At 43.0% G+C, this 26,193-nt stretch carries 24 protein-coding genes, 2 tRNA genes and 2 pseudogenes; 14 read left to right on the plus strand and 14 right to left on the minus strand.

The window, feature by feature from the left end; genetic code table 11:
- The first annotated feature begins 394 nt into the window (after positions 1–394).
- On the plus strand, positions 395–1,027 hold the full coding sequence (locus tag ACS8FA_RS16020; protein ID WP_101205160.1) for a DNA-3-methyladenine glycosylase: 633 nt from the start codon (positions 395–397) through the stop codon (positions 1,025–1,027).
- Between the two features lie 37 nt (positions 1,028–1,064).
- Complete coding sequence (locus tag ACS8FA_RS16025) at positions 1,065–1,376, plus strand: YqfO family protein (protein WP_101205159.1); 312 nt, start codon at positions 1,065–1,067, stop codon at positions 1,374–1,376.
- Between the two features lie 142 nt (positions 1,377–1,518).
- Here ACS8FA_RS16025 and ACS8FA_RS16030 read toward each other — a convergent pair whose 3' ends face one another.
- From ACS8FA_RS16030 to ACS8FA_RS16065, 8 genes and pseudogenes are all read right to left on the minus strand, one after another.
- Positions 1,519–1,902, minus strand: a complete 384-nt coding sequence (locus ACS8FA_RS16030) for a hypothetical protein (protein WP_439266520.1) — start codon at positions 1,900–1,902, stop codon at positions 1,519–1,521.
- Positions 1,903–1,986: 84 nt separating this feature from the next.
- The gene (locus ACS8FA_RS16035) at positions 1,987–2,649 is read right to left on the minus strand and encodes a hypothetical protein (protein ID WP_439266522.1); all 663 of its coding nucleotides are present in this window, start codon (positions 2,647–2,649) and stop codon (positions 1,987–1,989) included.
- Between the two features lie 666 nt (positions 2,650–3,315).
- Positions 3,316–3,534: pseudogene (locus tag ACS8FA_RS16040) on the minus strand (transposase); the annotation flags it as partial.
- Positions 3,535–4,098 (minus strand): transposase, encoded by a 564-nt coding sequence (locus tag ACS8FA_RS16045; RefSeq protein WP_522901984.1) that lies wholly within the window; start codon positions 4,096–4,098, stop codon positions 3,535–3,537. It lies immediately after the preceding pseudogene.
- Entirely contained in the window at positions 4,073–4,378 is a 306-nt protein-coding gene (locus tag ACS8FA_RS16050) for an IS630 transposase-related protein (protein ID WP_075103765.1), read from the minus strand. Before ACS8FA_RS16050 ends, ACS8FA_RS16045 begins: the two co-directional genes overlap by 26 nt.
- 60 nt (positions 4,379–4,438) lie before the next feature.
- Positions 4,439–5,443, minus strand: a pseudogene (locus ACS8FA_RS16055) (IS256 family transposase); the annotation flags it as partial.
- A 167-nt stretch (positions 5,444–5,610) separates the two neighbouring features.
- Positions 5,611–5,814: a CsbD family protein gene (locus ACS8FA_RS16060; protein ID WP_057758006.1), complete on the minus strand. Its 204-nt coding sequence runs from the start codon at positions 5,812–5,814 to the stop codon at positions 5,611–5,613.
- A gap of 436 nt (positions 5,815–6,250) precedes the next feature.
- On the minus strand, positions 6,251–7,492 hold the full coding sequence (locus ACS8FA_RS16065) for an NADH:flavin oxidoreductase/NADH oxidase family protein (RefSeq protein WP_439264059.1): 1,242 nt from the start codon (positions 7,490–7,492) through the stop codon (positions 6,251–6,253).
- A gap of 210 nt (positions 7,493–7,702) precedes the next feature.
- Between ACS8FA_RS16065 and ACS8FA_RS16070 the strand changes: the two genes are divergently transcribed.
- The gene (locus ACS8FA_RS16070) at positions 7,703–8,401 is read left to right on the plus strand and encodes a TetR/AcrR family transcriptional regulator (protein ID WP_439264060.1); all 699 of its coding nucleotides are present in this window, start codon (positions 7,703–7,705) and stop codon (positions 8,399–8,401) included.
- A 64-nt stretch (positions 8,402–8,465) separates the two neighbouring features.
- The gene (locus tag ACS8FA_RS16075; RefSeq protein WP_439264062.1) at positions 8,466–10,664 is read left to right on the plus strand and encodes a molybdopterin oxidoreductase family protein; all 2,199 of its coding nucleotides are present in this window, start codon (positions 8,466–8,468) and stop codon (positions 10,662–10,664) included.
- A 92-nt stretch (positions 10,665–10,756) separates the two neighbouring features.
- On the opposite strand, the gene ACS8FA_RS16080 is transcribed toward ACS8FA_RS16075, so the two are convergent.
- Together ACS8FA_RS16080 and ygfZ are read right to left on the minus strand one after the other, a co-directional pair.
- On the minus strand, positions 10,757–12,109 hold the full coding sequence (locus tag ACS8FA_RS16080) for a D-amino acid dehydrogenase (protein ID WP_439264064.1): 1,353 nt from the start codon (positions 12,107–12,109) through the stop codon (positions 10,757–10,759).
- 64 nt (positions 12,110–12,173) lie between these two features.
- The gene (ygfZ, locus tag ACS8FA_RS16085) at positions 12,174–12,926 is read right to left on the minus strand and encodes a CAF17-like 4Fe-4S cluster assembly/insertion protein YgfZ (RefSeq protein WP_439264066.1); all 753 of its coding nucleotides are present in this window, start codon (positions 12,924–12,926) and stop codon (positions 12,174–12,176) included.
- A 299-nt stretch (positions 12,927–13,225) separates the two neighbouring features.
- Between ygfZ and ACS8FA_RS16090 the strand changes: the two genes are divergently transcribed.
- Together ACS8FA_RS16090 and hemL are read left to right on the plus strand one after the other, a co-directional pair.
- Positions 13,226–13,579 (plus strand): zinc ribbon domain-containing protein YjdM, encoded by a 354-nt coding sequence (locus ACS8FA_RS16090; RefSeq protein ID WP_110921964.1) that lies wholly within the window; start codon positions 13,226–13,228, stop codon positions 13,577–13,579.
- Positions 13,580–13,686: 107 nt separating this feature from the next.
- Positions 13,687–14,988, plus strand: coding sequence for a glutamate-1-semialdehyde 2,1-aminomutase (gene hemL, locus ACS8FA_RS16095; protein ID WP_439264068.1), 1,302 nt, complete (start codon positions 13,687–13,689; stop codon positions 14,986–14,988).
- A gap of 161 nt (positions 14,989–15,149) precedes the next feature.
- Here hemL and ACS8FA_RS16100 read toward each other — a convergent pair whose 3' ends face one another.
- A complete protein-coding gene (locus ACS8FA_RS16100) occupies positions 15,150–15,485 on the minus strand; it encodes an Mpo1-like protein (RefSeq protein WP_439264295.1) in 336 nt (111 codons plus the stop codon).
- A 460-nt stretch (positions 15,486–15,945) separates the two neighbouring features.
- On the opposite strand from ACS8FA_RS16100, the gene ppx reads away from it, so the two are divergent.
- The 5 genes from ppx to ACS8FA_RS16125 all read left to right on the plus strand — a co-directional run bounded on the left by ppx (position 15,946) and on the right by ACS8FA_RS16125 (position 21,931).
- Positions 15,946–17,511: an exopolyphosphatase gene (gene ppx, locus ACS8FA_RS16105; protein ID WP_439264070.1), complete on the plus strand. Its 1,566-nt coding sequence runs from the start codon at positions 15,946–15,948 to the stop codon at positions 17,509–17,511.
- A gap of 177 nt (positions 17,512–17,688) precedes the next feature.
- Positions 17,689–18,492 carry an acetyl-CoA carboxylase carboxyltransferase subunit alpha gene (locus ACS8FA_RS16110; protein WP_439264072.1) on the plus strand — a complete coding sequence of 268 codons (804 nt, stop codon included), beginning with the start codon at positions 17,689–17,691 and terminating at the stop codon, positions 18,490–18,492.
- A gap of 166 nt (positions 18,493–18,658) precedes the next feature.
- The gene (tilS, locus tag ACS8FA_RS16115) at positions 18,659–20,230 is read left to right on the plus strand and encodes a tRNA lysidine(34) synthetase TilS (RefSeq protein WP_439264074.1); all 1,572 of its coding nucleotides are present in this window, start codon (positions 18,659–18,661) and stop codon (positions 20,228–20,230) included.
- A 178-nt stretch (positions 20,231–20,408) separates the two neighbouring features.
- Positions 20,409–21,242: a pyrroline-5-carboxylate reductase gene (gene proC / locus ACS8FA_RS16120; protein WP_114701337.1), complete on the plus strand. Its 834-nt coding sequence runs from the start codon at positions 20,409–20,411 to the stop codon at positions 21,240–21,242.
- 119 nt (positions 21,243–21,361) lie between these two features.
- Complete coding sequence (locus tag ACS8FA_RS16125; protein ID WP_101205146.1) at positions 21,362–21,931, plus strand: YggT family protein; 570 nt, start codon at positions 21,362–21,364, stop codon at positions 21,929–21,931.
- A gap of 103 nt (positions 21,932–22,034) precedes the next feature.
- Here the strand turns inward: ACS8FA_RS16125 and ACS8FA_RS16130 are convergent, their stop codons facing one another.
- Positions 22,035–22,829, minus strand: coding sequence for a hydroxymethylpyrimidine/phosphomethylpyrimidine kinase (locus ACS8FA_RS16130; protein ID WP_439264077.1), 795 nt, complete (start codon positions 22,827–22,829; stop codon positions 22,035–22,037).
- Between the two features lie 352 nt (positions 22,830–23,181).
- Here ACS8FA_RS16130 and ACS8FA_RS16135 point away from each other — a divergent pair.
- The 3 genes from ACS8FA_RS16135 to ACS8FA_RS16145 all read left to right on the plus strand — a co-directional run bounded on the left by ACS8FA_RS16135 (position 23,182) and on the right by ACS8FA_RS16145 (position 24,478).
- Positions 23,182–23,271: transfer RNA gene (locus tag ACS8FA_RS16135), tRNA-Ser, on the plus strand.
- Positions 23,272–23,452: 181 nt separating this feature from the next.
- Positions 23,453–23,529: transfer RNA gene (locus ACS8FA_RS16140), tRNA-Arg, on the plus strand.
- A gap of 286 nt (positions 23,530–23,815) precedes the next feature.
- Positions 23,816–24,478: an RDD family protein gene (locus tag ACS8FA_RS16145; RefSeq protein WP_439264078.1), complete on the plus strand. Its 663-nt coding sequence runs from the start codon at positions 23,816–23,818 to the stop codon at positions 24,476–24,478.
- A gap of 97 nt (positions 24,479–24,575) precedes the next feature.
- Here the strand turns inward: ACS8FA_RS16145 and ACS8FA_RS16150 are convergent, their stop codons facing one another.
- Both ACS8FA_RS16150 and panD read right to left on the minus strand, forming a co-directional pair.
- On the minus strand, positions 24,576–25,583 hold the full coding sequence (locus ACS8FA_RS16150; RefSeq protein WP_439264080.1) for a calcium/sodium antiporter: 1,008 nt from the start codon (positions 25,581–25,583) through the stop codon (positions 24,576–24,578).
- Positions 25,584–25,771: 188 nt separating this feature from the next.
- Positions 25,772–26,152 (minus strand): aspartate 1-decarboxylase, encoded by a 381-nt coding sequence (gene panD, locus ACS8FA_RS16155; RefSeq protein ID WP_010196068.1) that lies wholly within the window; start codon positions 26,150–26,152, stop codon positions 25,772–25,774.
- Positions 26,153–26,193 lie beyond the last annotated feature (41 nt).

The following is a 26,193-nucleotide window of genomic DNA, read 5'->3' on the forward strand; positions in this document are numbered from 1 at the left end:
CAGTATGAATAGTCTCACACTCCAGTTACTTTTCGAACTTATCTTACATACTATCGACAAACCCGTTTTGTTTAAAAGCTAAACAGGTTTTGTCATCCGCGATGGCTTTCCTGTTATCGTAGGGTATACCCCAACAGAACCAGTTATCTCACCCTTCAAATTTATGAACAGACCACCTAAAACAGACCGCTATAATAGAACCACTTATAACAGACTATAATTCCTATCCATTTATCAACAGTATCACTCTTCAGCCATAGGCTTATCATTTAACTCGTATAAAAAATCAAACATAGCGCCAACACTGTCCTCGATACCTTGTCTTACTTTTATGCTAATTTGTTAGTACTTACTCATATCAATTAGACCATAAAAATAAGAAAAGGTTTCGCTAATGTCTACTGCTTCATCAACTGTTTTAGAGCCAGCTTGGTTTACGCGTCCAACCTGTGTGGTGGCCGCTGATTTGGTGGGTAAGGTGGTTTGTAGAAAGCTGATCGACAGCGACGGATCAGAAAAAGTTTTGCGAATGCGTATTTCTGAGACAGAAGCCTATATTGGTCAAGATGACCCCGCCTGCCATTCACATGCAGGTACTCGAACGGCGCGCACAGAGATTATGTATGAGCAAGGTGGCGTGTTCTATGTCTATCTGACCTATGGCGTGCATCATATGCTAAATTTGATTAGCGGCTCTGTAGAGTCACCTGAATCGGTATTGATTCGCGCTGGGTTTTTGACTGATGATAGTGACCGTCTGATCGAAGAGCAACAACTCAGTCCGGATAAGCAATTTACACATCCTAAGCAGTTCGCAGGCCCTGGTAAATTGACCAAACGCTTGCAAATTGATCGCGATTTATATGGCAAGCCTATTTCGCCGACATCAGACGTTTGGATAGAAGATGATGACTGCCAGCCACCTGTATCACTACGCCCACGTATTGGTATTGATTATGCAGGTGATGCCAAAGACTGGCTGCTACGTTATATATGGACCGATCATCCTTCTTTATCTAAGAACTAGCAGATTGAGATTCAAAACCATTCTATGAGGTAAACCTATGTATAAGTTGACTGTTTTTATTCCTGATGCAGCGTTAGACCAAGTAAAGTCTGCTCTGTTTGCTGCTGGCGCTGGGAAGATTGGAAACTATGAGCAATGCTGTTGGCAGGTACGAGGAGCCGGTCAGTTTATGCCATTATCAGGCAGTGAGCCACATATTGGTACACAAGATAGCTTAGAAATGGTCGATGAGTGGCGAGTTGAAATGGTAGTGGATGAAGCATTTATCGATGCTACCATTGCCGCACTAAAAAAGGCACACCCCTATGAAACACCAGCCTATGATGTGATAAAAGTCTTGGGTTTTTAGTCTTATATAGAAAAATATTAGCTTATTGAGTGTAAGAATTCTCATAAAAAAACCAAATAAGCCATTTGATGACTTATTTGGTTATAAAGTTTTCGCTGTTTCAACTGAGTAGTAACAGTGAATATCAGATCTTGATGAACGATTAATCTTTTTCAAGCTTAATCACGTTGTAGCTTGGATAGCCTAGCTCAATTTTATAATCGTCGCGTCCACGTTCAGCCTTTATCTTAATTTTACGATCACCATTTTTGTATTTGACGTCTTTGACACGGTATCCCATGCTACGGACTTTACTAGCAGCTCGTTGCTCGACAACGGAGACATAGCTGTTTTTATCGTTCTTTTTGTCTTTGTGTTTTTTATGGCCTTTATTGTCCTTATGAGTATGCTCGTATAGGTCGTCATAGCCATTGTAGCCATTGTAGCCATTCGGTGCAGTCACACAGCCTGTGGTCACTGCCAATAAAGCTGCGACTATGCTGCCAGTCGCTACCGTTTTTAATGTTGAAAATGATAGGGTTTTCATAATGATCTCCTAATAATATATTGTTGCTCAATATGGGTAAGAGTTAAACGTACCGAGGTAATTAGCTAAAAATGCTAAAAGTAATTAATCTTTTGTGACTTTGATAACATCTAAATTTGGATAACTTAATAATATTTCGTACTTCTGTGAACCGCGTTTGGCCTCAATCTCAAAGACACCGCGCTTATTTTTTTCTTCAAGATCTATATCTTCGACACGATAACCCATAGCCCTTACTTTGTTGATAGCACGGCGTTTGATAGCTGGGTAACGTGATTCTCTTTTAATAGTGTCTTCGACATCGCCTTTTTTATAGCGCTGACCATTTTGATAATTATCTTTATGCTTGTTTTCTTTATAGCGGTCATTATTCTTTTGCGACTTATTATTGTCCCAGTTATCTGGCCATGCTTTTTTGCTTGAGCTGGTGAGTCTTAGGGTAGGGTAAGTATATTTTAGCTCGTAGGCTTGGTTGTTCTTTTTAGCATAAGCCGTAAGAGCTCGATCACCACGGTAACTATCAGCTCTGATATCTATAACTTGATAGCCTTTGCGCCGCAAGTCTTGTCGAAGCTGCTGACTTACGCGATTAAAATTATTGTTCTGGCTATTATTATCACCACGATAGACAGGCTGATTGTCATATCCTGGACCTACAACCGCACAACCCACTGTCGTACCCAATAATGCAACGACAAGACCAGTAGATACAGTGGCCTTAATAGAGAAGGGTTTTATCGTTTTCATGAGGCAATATCCTATGATGGTATTAAGTAGGCGATATATGTTGGAAATATCTATATCTGCTATAACTATAAGATTTTAAAGGTATTCTGGCAAATTAAATTAGATCGTAATCAATAAGTATCTCTAGTGATTTATTTTTCGAAATATTTCCTTACATTATCTATAATAGAGTACAAAACTTTGCGGTAGGTGTCATTTGCGTTAATAAGTTGTAATAATTGGGGTAAGTAAAATAGTTTGTTGTAAGCATATGCTTACACGCAATGACGTTTACGCGACTTAACATACGAGTGAGAGTTAGGCATTATAGTCACACGGCATTAGGGAATGTGAATCAAGGATTGAGTTGACCGCATTAAGGATAATGATTCGATAACTAGCGTCAGGATGACAATAGCGATTGAAGTAAGGACACATACCCTTTGCTGATAGCAGCAAGTAATACTGAAGCTGTAGTGTAGTAAAAAGGGCAGGATGCCCAGTATCACAATATACTGAATATTTGTGCAAGGATGCATGAAAAGCAGTCGTGATAGATAACATGGATAGTTAACAATAAAACCGCATAACAATTGATTGCTATGCGGTTTTATCGTGTCTGGAGAATGGTAATTTATTTCTTCGACAGCTTATCTGAGCCCATCCCAGATTCTGTGTAACTGCCATTTAGATTAAATGCCTGCTGATGCGATCATCAAACATAATCATAAAGCGATTAAGAGCAGACGTCCAGTTACGGATTGGCATCGACCACTTTTTGGATGCCTGCTGGGTTGCTAGATAGACTACCTTGAAAGCTGCGTGATCAGATGGGAACACCTTACGCTTATTCACCGCTGTCCGAATCACACTGTTCAGTGACTCAATAGCATTGGTAGTGTATAGTCATTGCACTACAAAAGAGTTATGATTTGGATGGATATCATAAAACAATTTAGATAAGTCATTTTCCATCCAACCTTGGCGCAAAAACTTCACTTGAGCCCATTTTTTCTCGATGGGATTTAAGTCAGGACTATAAGGTGGTAAAAATAGAAGCCTGTGACCATGCCTGTTAAGCAGCTTTTGAACGCGCTTATGAAAGGTCGCATTATCCATAACGATCACACATTTTTTCTTAAGCTTTGGTATCAGCGTGAACTTGCACCAGTGATAGAAAACCTCTTTATTGATGTTGGTCTTTAAGCAATCGAGTGCAAACAGCATTCTGCCATATAGCGCACCAATGACGTTGGTTCGCTCTTTGGCTTGCCAGTTGTAACTGCCAATGCAGGGGCTACCAATGGGTGCATAACCACAAGGACGCATCGTTTCACTCTCAAACCCACTTTCGTCCATATAGACAATAGCAAAGCCTTGAGCAATGTAGTGGTTAAGCTTGGCTAGATAAGTCGCTCTTTTCACAGGACAGGCTTTGGGATGCTCAAGTGTCTTTTTTTTTGCTAACACCAATACGCTTTAAGGCTTTACTGATGCCTGTTGGGCTACAATCAAAACGCTGTGCTCGCTCATAGTGATAATCGTCAGGGTGGTCTTTGACATCTTGAGCTAAGGCTTCATCCTCTATTTTGTAGGGCTTAATATATCGAGTGGTTTTACTATGAAGACGCTTTTTCCACTTCTGGATAGTCGTTGGACTGATATCATAGAAAACAGCAGCTTCAGCAAAGGTCATGCCCTCATCTAAGCTTTTTAAGACTTGTTTGCGATAATCTAGGGAGTAAGTCATGGTTATTTATTGTGGTAATCGTTTAGTTGATTTATTTTATAACATTTTTGTGGTCAGGTGACTATATATGACTTTTCTGATGTCTTTAGGGTACTCAAAGAACACTGTTAGGCCCTCCCAGTTATTACGCCAAGACTTGATGACATGCGGATATTCCTTGCCCCAAGTCTCATCAAAGTGCTCAAGATTGGCCTCTGCCATCTCAAGGGTATCAGCGCCGTAAATGGCCTTTAAATCAGCCGCTACGGCCTTTTTATCCGTCCACGGCACAAACTTCATTGAATAGCGCACCATATGCACGATACACAGCTGAACCTGAGCGTTGGGATAAACCGTATTGATGGCATCAGGGAAGCCCTTTAAGCCGTCGACACAAGCGATTAAGATGTCTTGCACCCCGCGGTTTTGAAGCTCGGTAAGAACGCCCAGCCAGAACTTAGCGCCTTCATTCTCTGAGAGCCACATACCAAGCAGCTCTTTTTTACCGTTAAGAGCAACACCTAGCGCTAAGTAAATGGCTTTGTTGATGATCTGCTTGTCTTGACGTACTTTAACGACAATGCAGTCCAAATAGACGATAGGATAAACACTATTCAATGGCCTGTTCTGCCAAGCGGTGATGTCGTCTAAGATATTATCGGTGACTCTTGAGACAAGAGAGCTTGAAATGTCGACATCGTAGAGCTCTTTAATACTCTCTACAATCTCGGTGGTGGTTTGACCCTTGGCGTAAAGGAATATGATCTTGTCATCAAGACCTGAGATACGGGTTTGATGCTTACTGACCAGCACAGGCTCAAAGCTGCCACCGCGGTCTCTTGGGGTGGATATCTCAAGATCGCCTGTGTCACTGCGGACGGTCTTTTTAGTGTGGCCGTTGCGCTTATTGGGCTTGTCTGCCTTCTCATGTTTAGGGTAGCCGAGATGCTCTTCCATCTCAGCCTCTAAGGCAGTATCAATAAAGGATTGCATGAGCTGCTTTTGGAAGTCTTTGATGTCATCAAAGCTTTTCATGCTACCAGCCATTTGCTCGGCCAGTTTTTTAATGTCAGATTGAGTAGTCATTGCTTATTCTCCAGTTAGTGGATTATAAGCAGTTACACAGTTTTTAGGAAACTCCCGCTTATCTATACAGTATGAATCTGCCATAAAAAAACCGCATATATTTCTATGCGGTTTTTCAGTTTATTTAGTACAGTAACTATGCAGCGAATAAATATGCAACGAGTATATTAGTACTTGTTTTCTACACGCCAGTCATCTACTTCACGCTCTGCGTCTTCTTTTGCATGACCATAGCGCTCTTGTACGCGGCCTACTAGCTTGTCACGGCTACCTTCGATATGAGTAAGATCGTCGTCTGTTAGCTCGGCCCATTTTTGTTTAACTGAACCTTTCATTTGGTTCCATTCGCCTTTTAGAGTATGTTCGTTCATTGTATTATTCCTTTTATTGAACTTATTGTGTTTGATTTATTTTTTAATCACTATTTCGGTTCTTATTTCACGATATCGGTTACTGATACTACTATTTAATTTTTATTCTAATTGTATTGCACAAGGATAAATGATTGGTTCCAAATATCTTGTGAGATTAAATATAGGACTTTTCAATTCAGCTGTCTGTATATGCTATGTTTATAGTGTTACTTAATTATAGTGAGCGTTTACTAAGTGTTATATACAGGACTGCTGTAGTAGTGCCACGTAAATTGCGTCTATTGTGCGTGATAATAATTCCTTCTATGAACTTGTTTTTTATATGAATATTAAGAAAATATATTATTTATTCAAAAATACTTATGTAGATAAAAAAGCAGCTATTCAAAAATAGAGTAGCTGCTTTTTTATTGTCTTTGAAATTGATTGAAAGTTATTTCGTCGAATATTTATTCAAATACTGATGATAGCGTTTGGTGAGTTTTTTTATTCGTATACGATCAGAAATCAATGAGAAAATTGGTGAGGCATTTGGTTCGGGCGACTTCCCTTGTCCCATGCGTTGTAATTGTCGCTTGATGACCGCCATTGTAGCAACTGCACTTAAGGTTTTATCTTTCCAGCGTACCACAGGATTGTGAGCACTAAGCGTACTATCATTTTTCCAGTCATTCGGTAGAGCAGGGTTCATGGCTAATGCGGTTCCCATACCAACCACTTCAATCCCTTGCGCCAGTATATCTTCTGCGACAGCCAATCGCCTAACGCCACCTGTCGTCATGATAGGCATGGTAGCGACTTGAGCAATCTCCTTTGCGAAATCTAAAAAGTAAGCTTCTCGTTGCAACGTGCGACCATCTGCTGTGCTGCCTTGCATGGCTGGGCTTTCGTAGCTGCCACCTGATAATTCGACCAAATCTACGGCCAATTCATTCATCGCTGAAATAACCACTTTGGCATCATCTGCATCAAATCCTCCGCGCTGGAAATCGGCCGAGTTTATCTTCACAGCGACTGCAAAGGTAGGCGCAACCTGAGCACGAACGGCTTTGATTACTTCGATTAATAGTCGCATCCGATTCTCAATCGAACCACCATATTTATCTTTACGTTTATTGGTAAGCGGTGATAAAAATTGAGAAATTAGATAGCCGTGGGCAGCATGAATTTGTACACCATCGAAGCCAGCTTGTTCTGCTTTTAGTGCACTATCGGCAAACCGCTGGATCAATTGATCGATATCTTGCTGCGTCATCGTACGCGGTTTGCCAAATAGATGAGAGTGCTTGCCCAAGTCAATTGCCACGTCAGAAGGTGATAGCACATCGCCGCCCATGGCAGCATATACTTGACGGCCAGGATGGTTGAGCTGCATCCAAACTTGTGTATTGTTGTGCTTGGCAGCGTTTGCCCACGCTCTAAAAGGCGCTATCTCACTGTGTTTGTCTAATACGACACCACCAGGCCCTGTCATAGCGCGGCCATCGACCATCACGTTTCCCGTGATTAACAGACCTGTCCCGCCTTCGGCCCAATTTTTGTATAGACAGAGCAGAGTAGGGCCAGGGACTTGACCGACATCAGCCATGTTTTCTTCCATGGCAGCTTTCGCTAAGCGGTTGGGTAACGTAGCGCCACAAGGCAGCACTAAAGAGAAGAATACAGGTGATGTCATGATGGTGGCCTAGAAATGGTTGTTTTGTGAAGCATGAGTTCTACTATGGATTTGGCTATAGACATCTGGTTTAAATGACTATAACCTTATAGCTAAGATATTGGCTGTCGGCAATTAACCATTATCATCACATTTTTTTGGCACAATAGCACCTAAGGTAAATTACTGGTGTGTCGATATAATTATCTATTGAATAGGAATACCTCTGCATTGAATGTACTAACGCAAGATTTGACAGTCCCAGTAGAATCTAAACGTGAGCTGGCAAAAGCCAAGACTCGGCGTGCGTTATTAAAAAGTGCCTTACGGTTGTACAGTTTGAAAGGTGCTCAGGGCATGAGCATGAATAAAGTTGCCAAAGGTGCAGGTATTGCACAGCCCAGTTTTTACAACCATTTTGAGAGCCTAGAGGCACTACAAAACGAGCTGAGCACCCAACTAAAAGACAACTACCTATCACCGATGCGACTGGCATGGGTCAATATGCTCAAAGATTATGATGTGTTGAGCAAAGATCAGTTTAATCAGCAATGTCGACAATGTCTGATTATGATTTTTGATTCTGCATTTGAGAATATCGCGCTGTTTCAGCATTTGCTCGAAGACCGTCCTAGATTTAGTGACAATATAGAAAACCAGTCATCATTAAATAATGGACTGGGCAATCTGATTACCGAAATACAAGAAGAGTGGACAGAGATATTTATTCAGGGATTGCAGTTATCTAATCGTACTTGCGAGCGCAGTGCTGTCAATCTATGCGTCGATATGGCGGCGGCACAAGTACATGAGTTGATATTGGGCTGTCATCAGCAGCGTTACTCAAGGCAACAAGCGATTGCCACGTTGAGTATCAGCTTTGATGCACTGTTCGCCAATTTTTTGCACGGAAGCAATACTAGTCAGTAGTGATAATAAGCAAAAATTATTGTCATGAAGCCTAGAACAAAAAAACACAACAGGGAGAGTGACTATGGCCACAACCACGGCTACACCAACGTTAGGCGAAACGCAAACGCATTTTAGAACTTGTACATTGTGCGAGGCAATGTGCGGCGTCGAAATAAAGCACGATGGCGAAAAAGTCTTGTCGATTAAAGGGGACAAAAACGATCCCTTTTCGCAAGGCTATATTTGTCCGAAAGCCACTGCTTTGCAAGATTTGCATGAAGATCCTGACCGTTTGCGTCAGCCTGTAGAGAGAACGGCAGACGGTTGGAAATCTATTAGTTGGCCAGAAGCGTTAGATAAAGTTGCTGCAGGTATTCAATTCATACAGCAAAAGTATGGTCAAAATGCGTTAGGTGTTTATCTAGGCAATCCTAACGTACATAATATGGGTGGTATGTTGACCATCAAACAACTGCTGACCAGCTTAAAGACGCGCAGTCGTTTTTCTGCCACCTCTATTGACCAACTGCCACATCATATTATTAGCATGCATCTGTTTGGTCACATGCTGCGTATTCCAGTTCCTGACGTCAATAACACACAATATATGCTTATCATCGGTGGTAATCCGTTGGCTTCTAACGGCAGTATCATGACTGCGCCCAACATGCGCCAAAAGCTAAAAGATATCAAAGCGCGCGATGGTAAGGTAGTAGTAGTTGATCCAAGACGTACCGAAACTGCAGACATCGCTAGCGAACACCATTTTATTCGTCCAGCGACGGACGTATTGCTGCTATTAGCTATGCTCAATGAAATCTATACGCAGGGTTATGCCAAGCTCGATACTAGAGTGGCAGCCTTGACACCTGAGATCGATCGACTTGCTTTGTTTGCTGAACAATACACGCCTGAGTCAGTGGCAGATATCACGGGTATTACCGCAGCCGAAATCAAACGTATCGTCAAAGAGTTTTGTGAAGCGGAAAGCTCAGTTTGTTATGGCCGTATGGGCATCTCGGTGCAAGAGTTTGGTTTGCTAAGTCAATATCTATCTATGGTCATCAATATCGTCACGGGTCGTTTAGATGAAGTGGGCGGACTCATGTTCCCAAATCCTGCTGTCGATGTTGTGAACAGCTCAGGCCCAGGCTATCTGGGTAAACGTCATAGTCGCGTCAGCAACTTGCCAGATTTTAATGGCGAGTATCCAGTGGTTGCGATGGCAGATGAGATGTTGGTCGAAGGGGAAGGCCAGTTAAAGGGATTCGTTACGGTCGCTGGCAACCCTGTTCTGAGTACCCCAAATGGTGAAAAGTTAGACGAAGCATTATCACAACTAGAGTTTATGGTTTCGCTTGATTACTTTGTGACTGAGACCAGTCGCCATGCCAATATTATTCTGCCGCCTGTATCGCCGTTAGAGCGCGACCATTATGACATCACCTTTAATGGTTTTGCCGTGCACAATGTCGCCAAATATTCGCCTGCTTTGTTTGATAAAACCGACGACACCAAGCATGACTGGGAAATTTATCTAGAGCTGGCAGAGCGCTTAGACAGCGATGCACCAGAAGCAACGCAAAAAGAACGTGCCGCGACAAAAGCATTTGGTCCTAAGTTCTTGTTAGAGCAAGGCCTAAAGTATGGACCTCATAAGGAGGTGACATTTGAAGCCTTAGTCGAAAATCCACATGGTATCGATTTGGGTCCACTACATCGTATGTTGCCAGAGGCCATTAAACACGCCGATAAACAAATTCATCTTCATGTAGATTTTTATCAGTCAGATTTGGTCCGTGTCAAAGAGATGGTGCAAGAGTACAACAGTAATGAGATTTTGCTAATCGGTCGTCGTCATGTACGTAGCAACAATTCATGGTTGCACAATAGCCATCGATTGGTAAAAGGTAAATCTCGTTGTACATTAATGCTGCATCCGCAAACGGCAGAGCAACATGGTATTGCAGACGGTCAAGATGTCAGAATAACTTCTCGAGTAGGGAACGTGATTATCGTGGCAGAAGTGACGGATGAGCTGATGCCAGGTGTGGTCAGCATTCCGCATGGCTTTGGTCACGGTCGTAAAGGCGTTAAGCAAAAGATTGCGCAAGCGCATGCAGGTGTCAGCGTTAATGATTTGACTGATGAGACGTTGATTGATCAGTTGAGTGGTAATGCCGCAGTCAACGGTGTGCCTGTGCAATTAGAAGCATTGGATATGGGTGTAGATGGTTTATCTACTGCTACAGAGACTGTAGCGGAAGGCGCACTAGCATAAAGTTAATCATACCTTTGTAAAAGTATAAAAAAGGCGTTCACGTAAAGTGAGCGCCTTTTTCTGTTTGCAATCTGCATATATTGCTGAGCCGATTAAACGCTCATACCAACGAAATCAAAATCGACGTTGGGCGTTTCACCTTGGATTAGCAAACTAAGGGCTTTTGCAGAGCCGCAAGAGTGCGTCCATCCCAAGGTACCATGCCCTGTATTGAGCCATAAATCATCAAAAGTGGCTGAAGCGTTATGACTGCCATGTTTGACTTGACCGCAGTGCGCGCGACCAATAAGGGGCACGTTCGATGGGGTCATCGGACGCAGTCCTGTCCAATATTGCACAGAGTTTGCGATGATGCCTTTTGGAAATAATTGCTGCACACGCCGAGTGATGGCTTTACAGCGCGTGGCATTTAAGTCTAGGTTGTAGCCATTAAATTCAGCCGTACCAGCAACACGTAATTTGTCACCCAGTCGTGAGGTAACCAGTTTGAATTCATCATCAATCAAACTGACAAAAGGCGCTAAGTGGGGCGCACGTGGATTCACCGTATAAGTAGCCGAATAACCTTTTGCTGGAAATATTGGCGCGTGTATTCCCAAAGGATTTAGCAGAGGTACGCTATAGCTGCCAAGTGCTAATACATAGGTATCAGCCGTAAAGGTTTGGGCATTTTCACCTGCTGGGCGAATGGTGACACTGTGCACGTGCGGGCGCGAAGAGTCTGTATCGGTATTTAGTGCCAAAATTTCAGTATCATATAAAAACTGTACGCCAGCATCGATGCAGCGCTGCGCTAACCGTTGAGTAAATAGATGGGCATTGCCAGACTCATCACGACTGGTATAGGTTGCTCCAGTGAGCTTATGCGCAATTGGATAAAGGGCTGGTTCTAAATTGACAGCATTATTAATATCAATCACGTAGCGCTCACAACCGAGCGCTTGCATACGTTCGGTTGGCTCGATGGCAGCATCAAACTCTGCCTGATTGGTATAAAAATGCATAATACCGCGCGTCTGTTGCTCGTAATTAATACCGATATCTGCACGCAGCTGTTGTAAAGTATCTCTTGAATATAGACCTAAGCGCACCATTTGCACGAGATTGGCATCGGCTCTATCGGCGCGGCACTCTTGCAGAAACTGCATGGCCCATTTGAGCTGAGCTTTGTCAGCTCGCAAACGATACAGTAGCGGAGCATCCTCTTTAAACAACCACTTGAGCGCTTTCATCGGGGTCGCAGGATTGGCCCAAGGCGTGGCATGTGAGACAGATATTTGACCGCCATTGGCAAATGACGTTTGCATACCTGCTGCTGATTCGCGCTCAATCACAGTCACATCATAGCCTGCCTGACGTAGATACCATGCGGTGGTCACACCCACCACGCCTGCTCCGAGTACCGCAATATGTGTCATAGGATTCTCTATGCTCATGTTAGTCATGACGGTAACTCTTTATTGAACTACCGTCACCTTTGCTGTGTCGCTTGCATGATTCGATGTGCTTTTATTTTGGGCGTGCGACATCTACTTGTAGGGCAGCTGGCAAGTCCAATATGCTCAAATCGCTTTCTGCCAATTGTTCAGGACGCGCTACGACCAAAGCGGTAAAGCCATCGTCATTTTTCATCGCATTGACCACTTGGATTTTATCGATTTTGTCACCTGCGCTTGGTGCTTCACCGGTACCTTGCACATAGTGCAAAAATGCTTTGGGTGCAGATTTAAAGTAGATGCGAGCGATGACTTCTTGGCCTAAGTAGCAGCCTTTATCATAGTCCATGCCGCCGCGTTGATGTAGACGCAGCTCTTGCGGTTGGAATTCACCTTGAGTGGTAGCTACGATCCAATAGTTACCAGTGGCAATACTGCATTGCATCCAAGCTTGTGTATCCTCAGTCATATTATGGTCGTCTTTATGACTAAAAGTTGGTACATTATCAAGGACACAAGGATAAATTGGCGTCGGCGCGCTGGTTTCAAATTTAGAAAATGCACCATATTTTTTAAGGTGGGCTTGTAGAGCATCCGCGCAGTCAGCACTAATGACCACATCATATTGCTTTTCTGCTTGTTTCTTAATCCAAATACCAAATTCAATGCGTCCCTTTAAATTACCAATGGCAGCAGCTTGATAGCTGAGGCCAAGCTTAGTGACATCACAGGTCAATTGTCCTTGAAAGAATTTTTCGGCATCCTCGCCTTGAATGGTTAATTGTGAAAACTGCGGCAGTGCTGATGTGTCTGGAGACTGAGTCATTGTTATTATCCTTCTGATGAGAGCTTATTTATTAATAATATAGAGGGTAAATCGAAGTGATAAAAAATTATACGGGCACTTTTATCATTGACAGTATATGTGCACATTAAACTAAATGAAGCTAAGAAGAGTACCACAAAAAACACGGTCATAAAAAAGCTCGTGGTTAAGTGGTGAGTTAACAGTTAAATTGGGCTCAGTACCCAGTTTTCAACCGTACAAATTGGTTAAAATTGTCGAGTTACGGTACAATGTTGGCTCTAGTAAAAACCTAATCTGTCATGGCTGCCGAGGAAATAATGAGCTTACCAAATTGCCCTAAATGTGATGCTGAATATACGTATGAAGATGGTGCGTTACTGGTATGTCCAATGTGTGCTCATGAGTGGACGGCGGCTGAGACCGATGCTGCGCAAGCTGAAGAGCAAGATGCAGTTATTCGTGATGCTGTCGGCAACGAGCTACAAGACGGTGATGCCGTGACTGTAATCAAAGACTTAAAAGTCAAAGGCTCTTCAATCGTGATTAAAGTCGGGACGAAAGCGAAAAGCATTCGCCTGTTGCCAGATGCTACTGACGGTCATGATATCGACTGCAAACTTGATGGCTACGGGCCAATGAAGCTCAAATCTTCTGTTGTCAAAAAAGCCTAGCGCTCCAAACGTGCTTGAAAAATTGGATAATAAACAAATATAAAATAGAAGTTTAGTCAAAAAATACAGAAATTATAAAACATAGAACCTATGAGTAGAGAATAACTATGAGTACTAAAAACGAACAGCTCTTTGCACAAGCCAGCAAACATATCCCAGGTGGCGTTAACTCGCCAGTCCGCGCCTTTTCTGGAGTTGGTGGTACGCCAATCTTTATGCACCGTGCCAATGGTAGCAAAATTTATGACACCGAAGACAACGCCTATATTGACTATGTTGGCTCGTGGGGACCAATGATTTTGGGTCATGCGCACCCAAAAGTCATCGATGCGGTGAAAAAAGCGGCCGATGACGGTTTGAGCTTTGGTACACCAACGCCGTTTGAAACCACCGTTGCTGACAAGATTTGTGACATCGTACCAAGCGTTGAGATGATTCGTATGACCAGCTCTGGTACAGAAGCGACCATGAGTGCGATTCGCTTAGCACGTGGTTATACTCAACGTGACAAAATCGTTAAATTTGAAGGCTGTTATCATGGGCATTCAGACAGCTTGTTGGTAAAAGCAGGCTCTGGCATGCTTGATATTGGTGAGCCAACGTCGAAAGGCGTGCCAGCAGATTTTGCTAAGCATACGATTACGATTCCTTATAATGATCCGCAAGCGATTAAAGATTGTTTTGAGAAATGGGGTGAAGAAATTGCCTGCGTTATTTTAGAGCCTATCGCTGGTAACATGAACATGGTTATCCCAACACAAGAGTTTCATGATACGTTGCGCGCAGAATGTACTGCTAATGGCGCAGTATTGATTTTTGATGAAGTCATGACGGGCTTCCGCGTTGGTCTTGGCGGCGCGCAAGCCCATTTCGGTATCGACCCTGATTTAACTTGCTTTGGTAAAATCATCGGTGCTGGCTTACCCGTCGGTGCTTTCGGTGGTAAAAAAGAAGTCATGTCTTGCATCGCGCCACTTGGCGGCGTCTATCAAGCTGGCACGTTATCAGGTAATCCACTAGCGATGCGCGCTGGTATCGCTATGTTTGAAGACTTAACGGCAGACGGTTTTTATGACGAATTAGCAGCGAAAGTTGATCACCTAGTAGACGGTTTCCAAGCAGCAGCTGACAAACATGGTATTCATCTACGTACCAATAAGCTTGGCGGCATGTTTGGCATGTTCTTTGTCAAAGACAGCGCAACCGAAACACCAAAGAATTTCGATGACGTGACAGAGTGCGATATGGACGTATTCAATACTTTCTTCCACGGTATGCTAGATCGCGGTATTTACTTGGCACCGTCAGCTTATGAAGCAGGCTTTATGTCTATCAAACATAGCGACGAAGATATTGATGCATCAATCAAAGCGGCTGATGAGATATTTGCAGAAATGGCAAAGGCATAGTTTAGCCATTTAAGCTCTTAGCTAACTAAAAAGTTAAAGTTTAAAAAACCAGCAAGGTCATCCCGTGATCTTTGCTGGTTTTTTTGTTTATCGATATCTTATTTATAATCGTATTGGGAAGAATATAAAGTTTGTCATTTAATTTATACGACGACTAAACGTTATCGTACTTTATCGAACTTGCGATTTCTCAAGCTTAGATTGCCTCGTAGCACATCGCTATACATACGAAAATCGCTGACAAAGCTTTTCAATGGAAACTTAAAAGAAGCGGGTTTGTTCTTTTCAAAGAAAAAGTGTCCAACCCATGCACAGGCATATCCGGCGGCAATGCCCTTTACCAAAGGTTTGGCTGAGCCAGTTTTGACAGACTTTGCCAGTCCTAATAAGCCAAAGCTACTACCTGCAAAATGTAGGCGGCGACAAGCTATGTTTTGATGCTCATCTAAGTAAAAATCATAAAATGCCTGTTTGGGCGAACTTTCAGTTTTTACCATGTCTTTTTTAGAGCTACTGATAGGGGTCTCAGTATTTTGGGTCGCGTCTTTTGTGATGGTCTGATTCATGTGACTAGCTTCCTTGCTGGTGAGGTTGATAACTATTAATTGCAGATGGTTTTTAACCGATTAGTTGGTGGCTTTTGAAGTAAATTGTACGGATAAAAATTCTGTAAATAACGGTTTTTTATCATGATATTGATAGCTTTCAATGTAGCAAACCGATATGCGTAACACAAGCGCTAGATGCTGAGCCGATACCTGTCAGTTTATAAGGTGGTCGTCGATATCCCTGCTACAACTTTGCATTGCTTGCGAGTGTTTGGCATAAATGCTTTAATGACAAAATTGCCCTGATTTTTGTGGTTATGACTTTTTTCTATACATGTGATTTTATAACTATATAGCACGTGATTTTGGTAAACTATCCACTCTCTCTAACACGGTGACGACTTGTCCTATGCCTATTGACTACCTTACGAATCCGCCAATTGGCGATGATGAAATGATGGCAGCCATCGATATTGGTTCCAACAGTTTCCATTTAGCTATTGCTCGTCTTGACCATGGGGAAGTGCGAAAAGTAGTCTCGATGTCTGAAAAGGTACAGCTCGCCGCCGGTCTGGACGAAAATAATATTCTAAGCGCAGCTGCTGAACAGCGCGGTCTTGATTGTTTAAGCCGCTTTGTGGCGCGCTTGGATTCAGTACCGCCAGAGCGTATTCGTGTGGTCGCGACCAATGCATTGCGTCAAGCCAAAAATGCCAACGACTTTATTTCCCGTGCCAATGAAATTCTGCCAAAACCTATTGAGATTATCGCGGGCCGCGAAGAGGCGCGATTGATTTATTTGGGCGTCTCGCATACCAACGAGAGTAGTGATAAACGCTTGGTTATGGATATTGGCGGCGGTTCGACAGAGTTTATTATTGGTCAAAAGTTCGACCCATTATTGACTGAAAGTTTACAAATGGGCTGTGTTTCTTTTACTCAAAAATTCTTTGCTGACGGACTGGTTACTAAAGAAGCTTTTAATAGTGCGATTTCAGGTGCACGCAAAGAAGTTTTAGCGATTAACGGTCGTTATCAAAAGACAGGCTGGAGTAGCGTAGTCGGCTCAAGCGGTACAATCAAAGCGGTGCGTAATGTTTTAGTATCAAAAGGTTGGGCCGATGAGCAAGAACGCATTACCTATAAAGGTGTCAAAAAATTAGAGAAATTGCTGATTAAGATTGGCAATATTGATGATATCGAGTTAGAAGGCGTCAAAGAACATCGTAAAGCTGTATTTCCTGCTGGTGTGGCAGTATTGCGCGCGGTAATGAAAGTATTGGGTGTTGAGACCATTACTTACTCAGATGGCGCGTTACGTGAAGGCGTTATGTACGATATGCTCGGTCGTTTTGCTAGTGAAGATGTGCGTGACCGCAGTGTATTGGCGTTAATCAAGCGTTATTCAGGGGACAAAAAGCAAGCCAAGCAAGTGGTCAAGACCAGTCGCCATTTATTTGAACAAGTAAAAGACAAGCTTGCGCTGTCCAATGATGATTGCGACTTGCTCAGACGTGCTGCTTTCTTGCATGAGATAGGACTGGCAATCAGTCACAGTAGCTATCACAAGCACAGCGCATATTTGCTTGAATACTCTGATATTCCAGGATTCTCGCAAGTTGATCAAAAACGCATGGCGCAGCTGATGCTGAACCATCGTCGCAAGCTCAAAGCCGATATGCTAGAGCAGACTTGTCAGATTGGTGGCGATCAGTTGGTTTACCTTTGCTTACTGTTACGCCTCGCCGTACTGGCACATCATAGCCGCAGTGATTATGCGCTACCAGAGTTAGAACTAAAGGTAGTCGCTGAAAACAGCTGGCAAATCACCTTAGCGGATAGTAGTGAGCATTATGCGTTCTTGCTCGCAGATTTACGTACGGAGATTGACCAGTTTGCTAAGTGGGGCGTACAGCTTAGTGTGATTGAAGCCCAAGAGGCCGAGACTCCAGAGGTTGAGCAGTTACCATTGTAAGTATTGAGTTAAAGATTAACGTAACAAAAGCGGCGTTGTCGATAATGTCATGCTATTTAAGATGTGCTACTATAGCTCCTATTGAGTTTACAACTGTACTTTCATTATCTGAATACGGATAACGATATTATTCTTAAACATAAATACATTAAGTATAATTATTAAAGGGAAGCGTCTATGAGCACTGTCTGGGATAGTGTGCAGCTTGCACGACACGCCAAGCGTCCATTATTTATGGACTATGTTAATCAGCTTTTTACCGAATTTGACGAGTTGCATGGCGACCGTGCTTTTGCCGATGACAAAGCCATTTTAGGTGGTCTTGCGCGTTTTGATGGTCAGCCTGTGATGGTAATTGGTCAGCATCGTGGTCGTAGCACCCGTGAGCGTATTGCTCATAACTTTGGTATGGCCAATCCTGAAGGCTATCGCAAAGTGATTCGTTTGGTCAAAATGGCTGAGCGCTTTAACATTCCAGTGATGACCTTTGTGGATACCCAAGGTGCTTATCCTGGTATTGGCGCAGAAGAGCGCGGACAGGCGCAAGCGATTGCAGAAAGCATTGCTGTATTTTCTAGTCTGAAAGTGCCTGTAATTGTGACTATCATTGGTGAAGGCGGCTCAGGCGGCGCACTGGCAATTGGTGTTGGCGATAAAGTAAATATGCTACAAAATAGCATCTACTCAGTGATCTCGCCAGAAGGTTGTGCTTCTATTCTTTGGAAAACTGCTGAAAAAGCACAAGACGCTAGTGAAGCACTAAAACTAAACGCCATTAACCTTTATCAAATGGGTTTGATTGACGCTGTCATTGAAGAAGGCGAGGGTGCACATGTGCAGCCACAACCTGTAATGAATGCTCTAAAAGCATTGATTACTGAGCAGCTTGATGAAATCAAAAATTTAGATCCTCAAGAGCGTTGTGAGCTACGTTATAAAAAGCTAAAGTCTTTCAATTCAGAAGTGATGTTACCTGCTTAATTGGTTGTTATGGCGCCTTTATTGTTAAGTCGCTATTATTAATAATAGGCTTTTCATATTAGAGTTTGAGTCTTAATGCTAAAATAAAAACGTGTCATTTAATGGCACGTTTTTTTATGGCTGTTAGTATATGAAGCATCTAAAATAACGAAAAATAAGGCTGACTATGACCAGCAGCGCAATCATCTCACATCCTATTAAATCAATTGCCGATTTGCCAGTTGATAAGACACTAGCAACCGCATTATTGAGCAGTATGTCTGTTTATAGTGATCAGTTGCATGGTCGTCGTCTTTGGCTGGCATGTAGTGGTGGGCGTGATTCATTGGCACTTGCGGCGCTGTGTGTGCAGCTCTATCGACAAGGTAGATTGCCATGTCTGCCGCAGCTGTTACATGTCGATCATGGATTACAAGCAGACAGTAGCGCTTGGGCAGCCCATGTCGCTGATTGGGCAGAGGCTCAAAAAATACCGTGTTATATATTACGTGCGCAAGTAAACGGTCATGATGAACAGGCAGCACGGCAAGCTCGCTATGAGGTAATGCGCGCACATATCAATCAAGGTGATGTTTTGCTATTGGGCCATCATGCTGACGACCAAGCTGAAACGGTGTTAATGCGGCTCATTCAAGGAGCTGGAGTTAACGGCCTGTCTGGTATGCAGCCATGGCGGGTGCAAACGCAGGGCGTACAGCGCAATATCCTGTGGCGACCTTGGCTCACGATACGACGTGCAAACATTAGCGCCTATGCTAAGCGTTTAGAGTTGCCTTATATAGATGATCCTACGAATGACAGCGGCGACAACGTACGTAGTGGGCTACGCCGCGATATCATGCCAATACTGGCTACATACAACCACAATGTCATTGATAATATTGCTCGCAGCGCGCAACTGTTAAGTGATGCACAGGAAACAGTCAATGCTCAAGCTATGCAGGATATGCAGCAGACAGAAAATACAGACCTGCAACTTTTACCTGCACAGCGCGTGCTAAATATCGATACGTTGCAAAAGCTACCCATGTATCGTCAACGTCAATTATTGCACTATTGGCTCGGTCAAGATGAGCCGTTACCACCTGCTAAGCAACTCGTCGATGATGTGTTAACTCTAAGCCAACGTGATAACCAAGATCATCAAACAGAACTGTTTTGGCAAGGTCGTAAGGCATCTTATACCATTCGCCGCTATCGTCAGCAGCTCTATCGTATGAGCAGCGAATGGATGTCTTGGCTGAAGCTACCACTGACCGAGCAGGTACTGACTTTATCTAGTAATTTATTTAGTCATTCAGCTAATAATTTAACATCGCTCACCATACGTAGCAGTGATCGTTATACTTGGCAGTTGCAAGTAAAGGTAGATGCGCTGGTACGATTGTTAGAAAATAGTGCGGACGGTATAGCACAACAGATAGTGTTAAAAATAGTGCCATTAAACCGTGAGCAACGGTTAAAGACCGAGATGGCTGCGCGCCCACAAGCAGGAAAAAAACTGTATCAAACGCTTGGGATTCCACTATGGCTACGAGACAGCTTAATGGTAGTCAGCATTACCCTTACAAAAAAATCTGAAGATGGAAGCGACATACAAACTGATATTCCTCTGTTACTAGCATCACCATTTGAGAGTTGGCTTTTGAGTTCTGAGCAGACCGATAACGATACCGATAGCGATGCTAAAAGCAATCAATTAGCCGAGTACATTGCAAGTGAGCTTAGTCTAAAATAAAAAGTGTCAAAAGTTTAATATCTGTTGGCTGACTCGTTGATTTTTATCAGGTTGATGTCAGGCGCGACATTTTGAATTTATCAAACGGCGATAGTGGCAGTATGATAAACTGAGTGTCGTTTTACATATCAGTATGTTAAGTTGAATACCTTTTGAATTTTGTGACTAGGAGACAAGTATGTCGGTATTAGATAATAAAAAAATCAGTTTTATTGGTGGCGGAAACATGGCACAAGCGCTCATTAGCGGGCTTGTGGGTTGCGGCATCAAACCAAATTTGATCACGGTCGCCGATCCTAGCAGCGATGCACGTGAGCAATTAGCCGCCAAAGGTCTAAATACTGTTGATCCAATGGCTGATCCAAAGTCTGCTGTGATCGGTGCAGATATAGTGGTACTCGCAGTCAAACCACAAATGATGAAAGTAGTGGTAAGTGCTTTTGCTGACGTATTAGACACTCAACTGGTCATTTCAGTGGCGGCAGGCTTATCGACTGATCTTTTATCAAACATGTTGGGCGGCTATAGCAATATCGTCCGTGCAATGCCAAACACGCCTTCTATGATTCAGATGGGTGCGACAGGCCTTTATGGTACAGATAACATCTCAGCAGAACAGAAACAGCTAGCAACGGCTGTTATGGAAGCCTCAGGTTTGGTGATGTGGGTCGATGACGAAGAGCATATGCATGCCGTTACAGCCGTATCAGGTTCAGCGCCAGCGTATATGTTTTATTTCATCGAATCGATGGTCGATGGGGCAGTTGCATTAGGGCTAGATAAAGAACAAGCCTCAGCGCTCGCTATGCAAACCATGTTAGGTGCTGCAAAAATGGCGATGAATAGTGATGATGCACCAGCTGAGTTACGTCGCAAAGTCACTTCACCGAACGGTACTACTCAGGCAGCGGTTGAGTCAATGCAAGCCAATGAGATTGGTCGTCAAATCAGCGAGGCCATGCAAGCTTGCTATGATCGTAGCCAAGCGTTAAGTGAAGAGATGAGTAAGTAAACACTGACAAGGTGTGCTGTGAGTCACCACTGACGACACACCTTATGTAATCATCAGCATCTGATAATGACATTTGTCATCCTAGAATCTGTTAATAATGTCACATTGAGTAGCACTTCATGAACAACATGTTATTTCAAATTTTTGATTTGGTCACCACATTCGCTATGATGCTGGTGTTTATTCGTTTTATGTTGCAGTTTGCAGGGATGGATGCGAGCAATCCGATGATAGCCCCTGCTTATAAAGCGACGCATATCGTCGATGTATTCGGGCGTATTTTTCCGACTGTTGCACAAGGACGTATTAGTATTGCCGCTATCGTGCTGATGTTTTTGATTCGTCTAATCGATATCTCTGGAAAGGCCGCATTGACGCATAAAGGTATTGCCCCTGTACCGCTATTCTTTACAGGTACCACTAGCTTATTGTTAGACTTTTTACGCATGTGTCGCTACTTGGTGATTGGTTCTATCATCGTTAGCTGGATTGTGGTGTTTACCAGATCTGAGCATCCGATTATTGGCATTATCATTAATTTGGCTGAGCCAATTTTGGCCCCGTTTCGTCGCATTACGCCGAATTTAGGTATGCTAGACTTATCGCCAATGGTTGCTTTCTTAGCATTTTATTTGCTGGAGATATTCATCGGTGGCTTGGCTGCGAGTGTGTTGCCAACCTTGGGTTAAGTCTAATCAAATTTAAAAACTGTCATAAAAAAGGCGCTCTATATTTTTATAGAACGCCTTTTTTGCGTTTGCTACTTGGGTAAGCTATGGCTTGTTAGATATGCTAAAAACGAACAAAGCGATTTGGTATGAGCTGAGCTTGCGCATCATCAGGATGCGGTGCATCAGCTGCCCGCAATGTCTGGGTAATCCAACTGTCTGCGGCTTGCACAGCATCGATGAGAGCATCGCCTATTGCCAAGCGTCCAGCGATAAAGCTGGCAAGTGAACATCCTGAGCCATGGAACTCACCATCTAAGCGCGGTAAAGTACTTTTATGGACCATTTCCCCCTGTATATATAAGTACTGCTCGATGTCACCGCTATCAAAATCATGTGAGGTTTTTACCAGTACGGCATGAGCACCTTGAGCACATAGCTTTTGTGCCCCGACATGCAGGTCTTGCTCACCGCTAAGCGCACGTAGCTCATGAGTATTTGGAGTGATTAAAGTGGCGTAGGGCAGCAATTGTCTAAAGGCGCTAACCAGCGTTTTTTCATCACCCAAACTGCCCCCACTATTCGCGACTAGTACAGGGTCTAAGACAAATGGGGTATCCTTATCGATAACTTGATCAGTAAATAGTTTGGTCAACATTGCGATATTATCAGTGGTACCTAGCATACCTGATTTGATAGCACTAACAGGTAGATCATCAAGCACCGCAGTAGCTTGAGCTTTTACCAATGATGCCGCACAAGCCTCAAAGCCAAATACCTGCTGTGAGCTTTGGATAGTGACCGCCGTACACGCGATGGCTGCATGTGCCCCTGACTGTCCGATGGCCTCGATATCCGCTTGTAATCCAGCACCGCCTGAGGGATCTAATCCTGAAAAACACAGTACGACAGGTCGCATAACAGCTCCTTTTGAGATATTTTGAAAGTAAGTGACAAATACTATAGCCACCTACTACTAAAAAATCTATTATAGTCTTATGCTTGTGGGTGAGGTATAAGACGGTAGAGTGAGCAGACCTAACATTAATAAGCAGTTTGATTGTTATATTTAGCGATGATATGTCATAATTTTCCGTATAAAAATGCAAGATAAGTACTTATATCTATAATTTTGACAAAAGCCGCATTAAATCTGTAGACAACGCTTGCAATTCGTTTTGGCTTTGTTATAATACTCGCCCACGACATGAGACGTATTGTTAGCATCAATACTATGTTTATAGAAATTTTATAAATGTCTTGAATCGTTAGGTGAAGTGGGTGAGTGGCTGAAACCAGTTCCCTGCTAAGGAACCATACGTGTAAGCGTATCGAGGGTTCGAATCCCTCCTTCACCGCCATTTATTCAGTTGTTATTAGAGTAATAACGCAATATACTGCGTTAAACATTTTAATAATTAATTCAAAAAATAATTTGTTTTAATTAAAAAAGATGTTGACACAAGCGATATTATCTATATAATGACCAACCTAATTTACTGCAAAAGATATTATCTTCGCAGTGGATAAAGTGCAAAATACGCGCCTGTAGCTCAGTTGGATAGAGCACTTGGCTACGAACTAAGGGGTCGGGAGTTCGAATCTCTCCAGGCGCACCATTTGCATAATAGCTTAATACAAGCTGATAAAACATTAAAATGATCGCCTGTCTTATGACAATTGGCGGTTTTTTTATGTCTGTAGCTTTTACCCTTCTACTTATTTATTCTACGACCATCCCTTGTTTTTAGCATGATTGGATAGCCAACTAATAATATTAAAGAGCAATCTATGATATTGGACAGCCATCTACGATGTTAAATAGTCATCTAGGATAATGTACGATAGCCCCACCATTTACGGTACAATAGCGTTACTATTCACTGCTTGCTATGAGCTTGTACCATGTCAAAAAGTCCATCTAAACGTCCGTCAAAAACGACTCGCAAATCAAAGCCTCAATCGAGTGCGCCTGTACAGCAAGATCCTAACGAAGAGCCAACCATCGCTAAGCCTATGATTCGTGTCGTGGCGATTCTCTATGATGGTATGCTGATTTTAGCGTTATTGTTTTTGGTAGGGACGATACTAACCGTCGTCGGTACGCTGTTAACTATGGAGACGGGTACTGAGTCATCACAAGCTCAGTCACTGCCACGCTGGTATCAGAACGCCATTATGACGCCATCATTTGTACTGACGCTCGTGGCATTCTATGGGATATTCTGGCGCCGTGGTGGTCAGACATTGGGTATGCAGACGTGGCGGTTAAAAACGATCAATGATGCGGGTCAATGGCTAACGTGGGGTCAGTCGTTTAAGCGTATTTTGGCCGCTTGTCTGATGCCGCTGATTTTTGGCATTATTGGTAGTCTTATTGATGGATCACGCGCCGCCTTATTGGCCAGCGCGTTTCTTGGTTTGGTATTCAATTACGTGTTCTGCCTGTTCAACCCTCGCGGTCTGGCAGTACAAGATATGCTGTCCAACACCATCACCCTAAAGATGCCAAAAGTGGCACATGAAGGGTTATGGCGCGGTTTTAAAAATCGTAAGAAAAAATCTTAGTCTGATTTTATTGACCTAATAATTTTTATTGAACTAGTAACTCTTATCGACGTAATAATTTAGTTGTACCAATGCTCAGTTGCTTTAGCCTAAAAAGTTACATACTAACGCTTTGAATCAGCCATGCAGTGTAGCCCATAAAGAACAACACTAATGTGGCACCTGACGTACGACCGAATTGTCGCTTTGTTTTAAAGGCAAATGCGCATAGTGTCACTAGCAATATCGTCAAGACTCCCATCGCCATCACATCACGCGATAGAATTACTGGATCAGCAGCGATAGGAGCAATGACGGTTGCTAAGCCGACAACTGCCAAAGTATTGAAAATATTAGAGCCGATGATATTGCCAAGCGCCATATCATGCTCGCCTTTACGGGCGGCTGACAAGCTCGATACCAGTTCAGGTAGTGAGGTCCCAACTGCGACAATCGTTAGACCAATGATAAGCTCACTAAGCCCCCATAGCGTTGCTAACTCGACAGCGCCCCAAACGATAGCGCGTGAGCTAGCTACTAGCATCAGCATACCGATAATTAAACTGACAAGACCACGCGTTACGCTTGGTTCTAGCTTTTCTAAGCTCTCTGAGTTATTTGAGTGCTCTGAGTCAGCATTAGCCACGACTATATCGTCTTCGTGCTCATGATAGCCTTCGCGTATACTCATTATGAACTGTAGCCCTAAAACGGCGACCAACAAAATTAATAATACGATACCATCAGCTTGGCTCAGTGTTCCATCACGTAGCTGCCAAGCAGCGATGATAGTAATCAGTAGCAGCAAGGGCAAATCGCGCTTTACGATGCCTCTACGGATGATAATAGGGCTAATCAATACGGTTGCACCGAGTACCAATGCGATGTTGATGATATTTGAGCCATAAGCGTTACCTAGAGCCAGCTCAGGGCTGCCTTCTATTGCTGCTAGCACTGATACCACCATCTCAGGCGCTGACGTACCTATACCCAATATTAAGACACCAATTAAGAAGCTAGGCACACTAAATTTCTTTGCTAGTGCTGTCGCCCCATCAATAAAGACATCGGCACTCCAAACTAAAATTGCTAACCCAATCAGTATTGCAAGCGCGGCCAACCACATCGGTATGTTTCCTTATATATGATGAAAAATATGAGTTTAATAGAGAAAAATTGCATAAAAAAAGCCGAATCTTGATTTAGATTCAGCTTTCCCTTTAACATCGAGATTTTTAGTAATAATAGCAGCTAATTCAAAAATGTAACTTTGTGTTTATCTTAAATTTACCAAAACCTCACCATCCTGTCATATTAAGCAACTTGTACAGGAATGATATTTGCTGTGTCTTTAACGGTGTTGTCTTCGTTGCAATAGACCAGTTTTGGCTGATACGTTGACGCTTCAACTTCATCAAAATGCGCGTAAGCACAAATGATAACGATATCGCCCAAATCTGCCATATGAGCCGCAGCACCATTTAATGAAATAATACCAGAGCCCGCCTCAGCACGGATAGCATAGGTGCGAAAGCGCTTACCGTTGGTCACGTTATAGATATCAATAGATTCGTTTTCGCGTAGACCAGCAAGATCTAATAGATCGCCGTCGATACCGCAAGAGCCTTCATAGTGAAGTTCAGCGTGGGTAACACGGGCACGGTGTAATTTGCATTTAAGCATATTAAGTAGCATAGGTTGGTTCCTTGGCGTAACTGATATTAATTAACTAAATC

The sequence above is a fragment of the Psychrobacter sp. 1Y1 genome, from assembly GCF_051847395.2.
In the GTDB taxonomy this organism is placed as follows: Bacteria; Pseudomonadota; Gammaproteobacteria; order Pseudomonadales; family Moraxellaceae; genus Psychrobacter.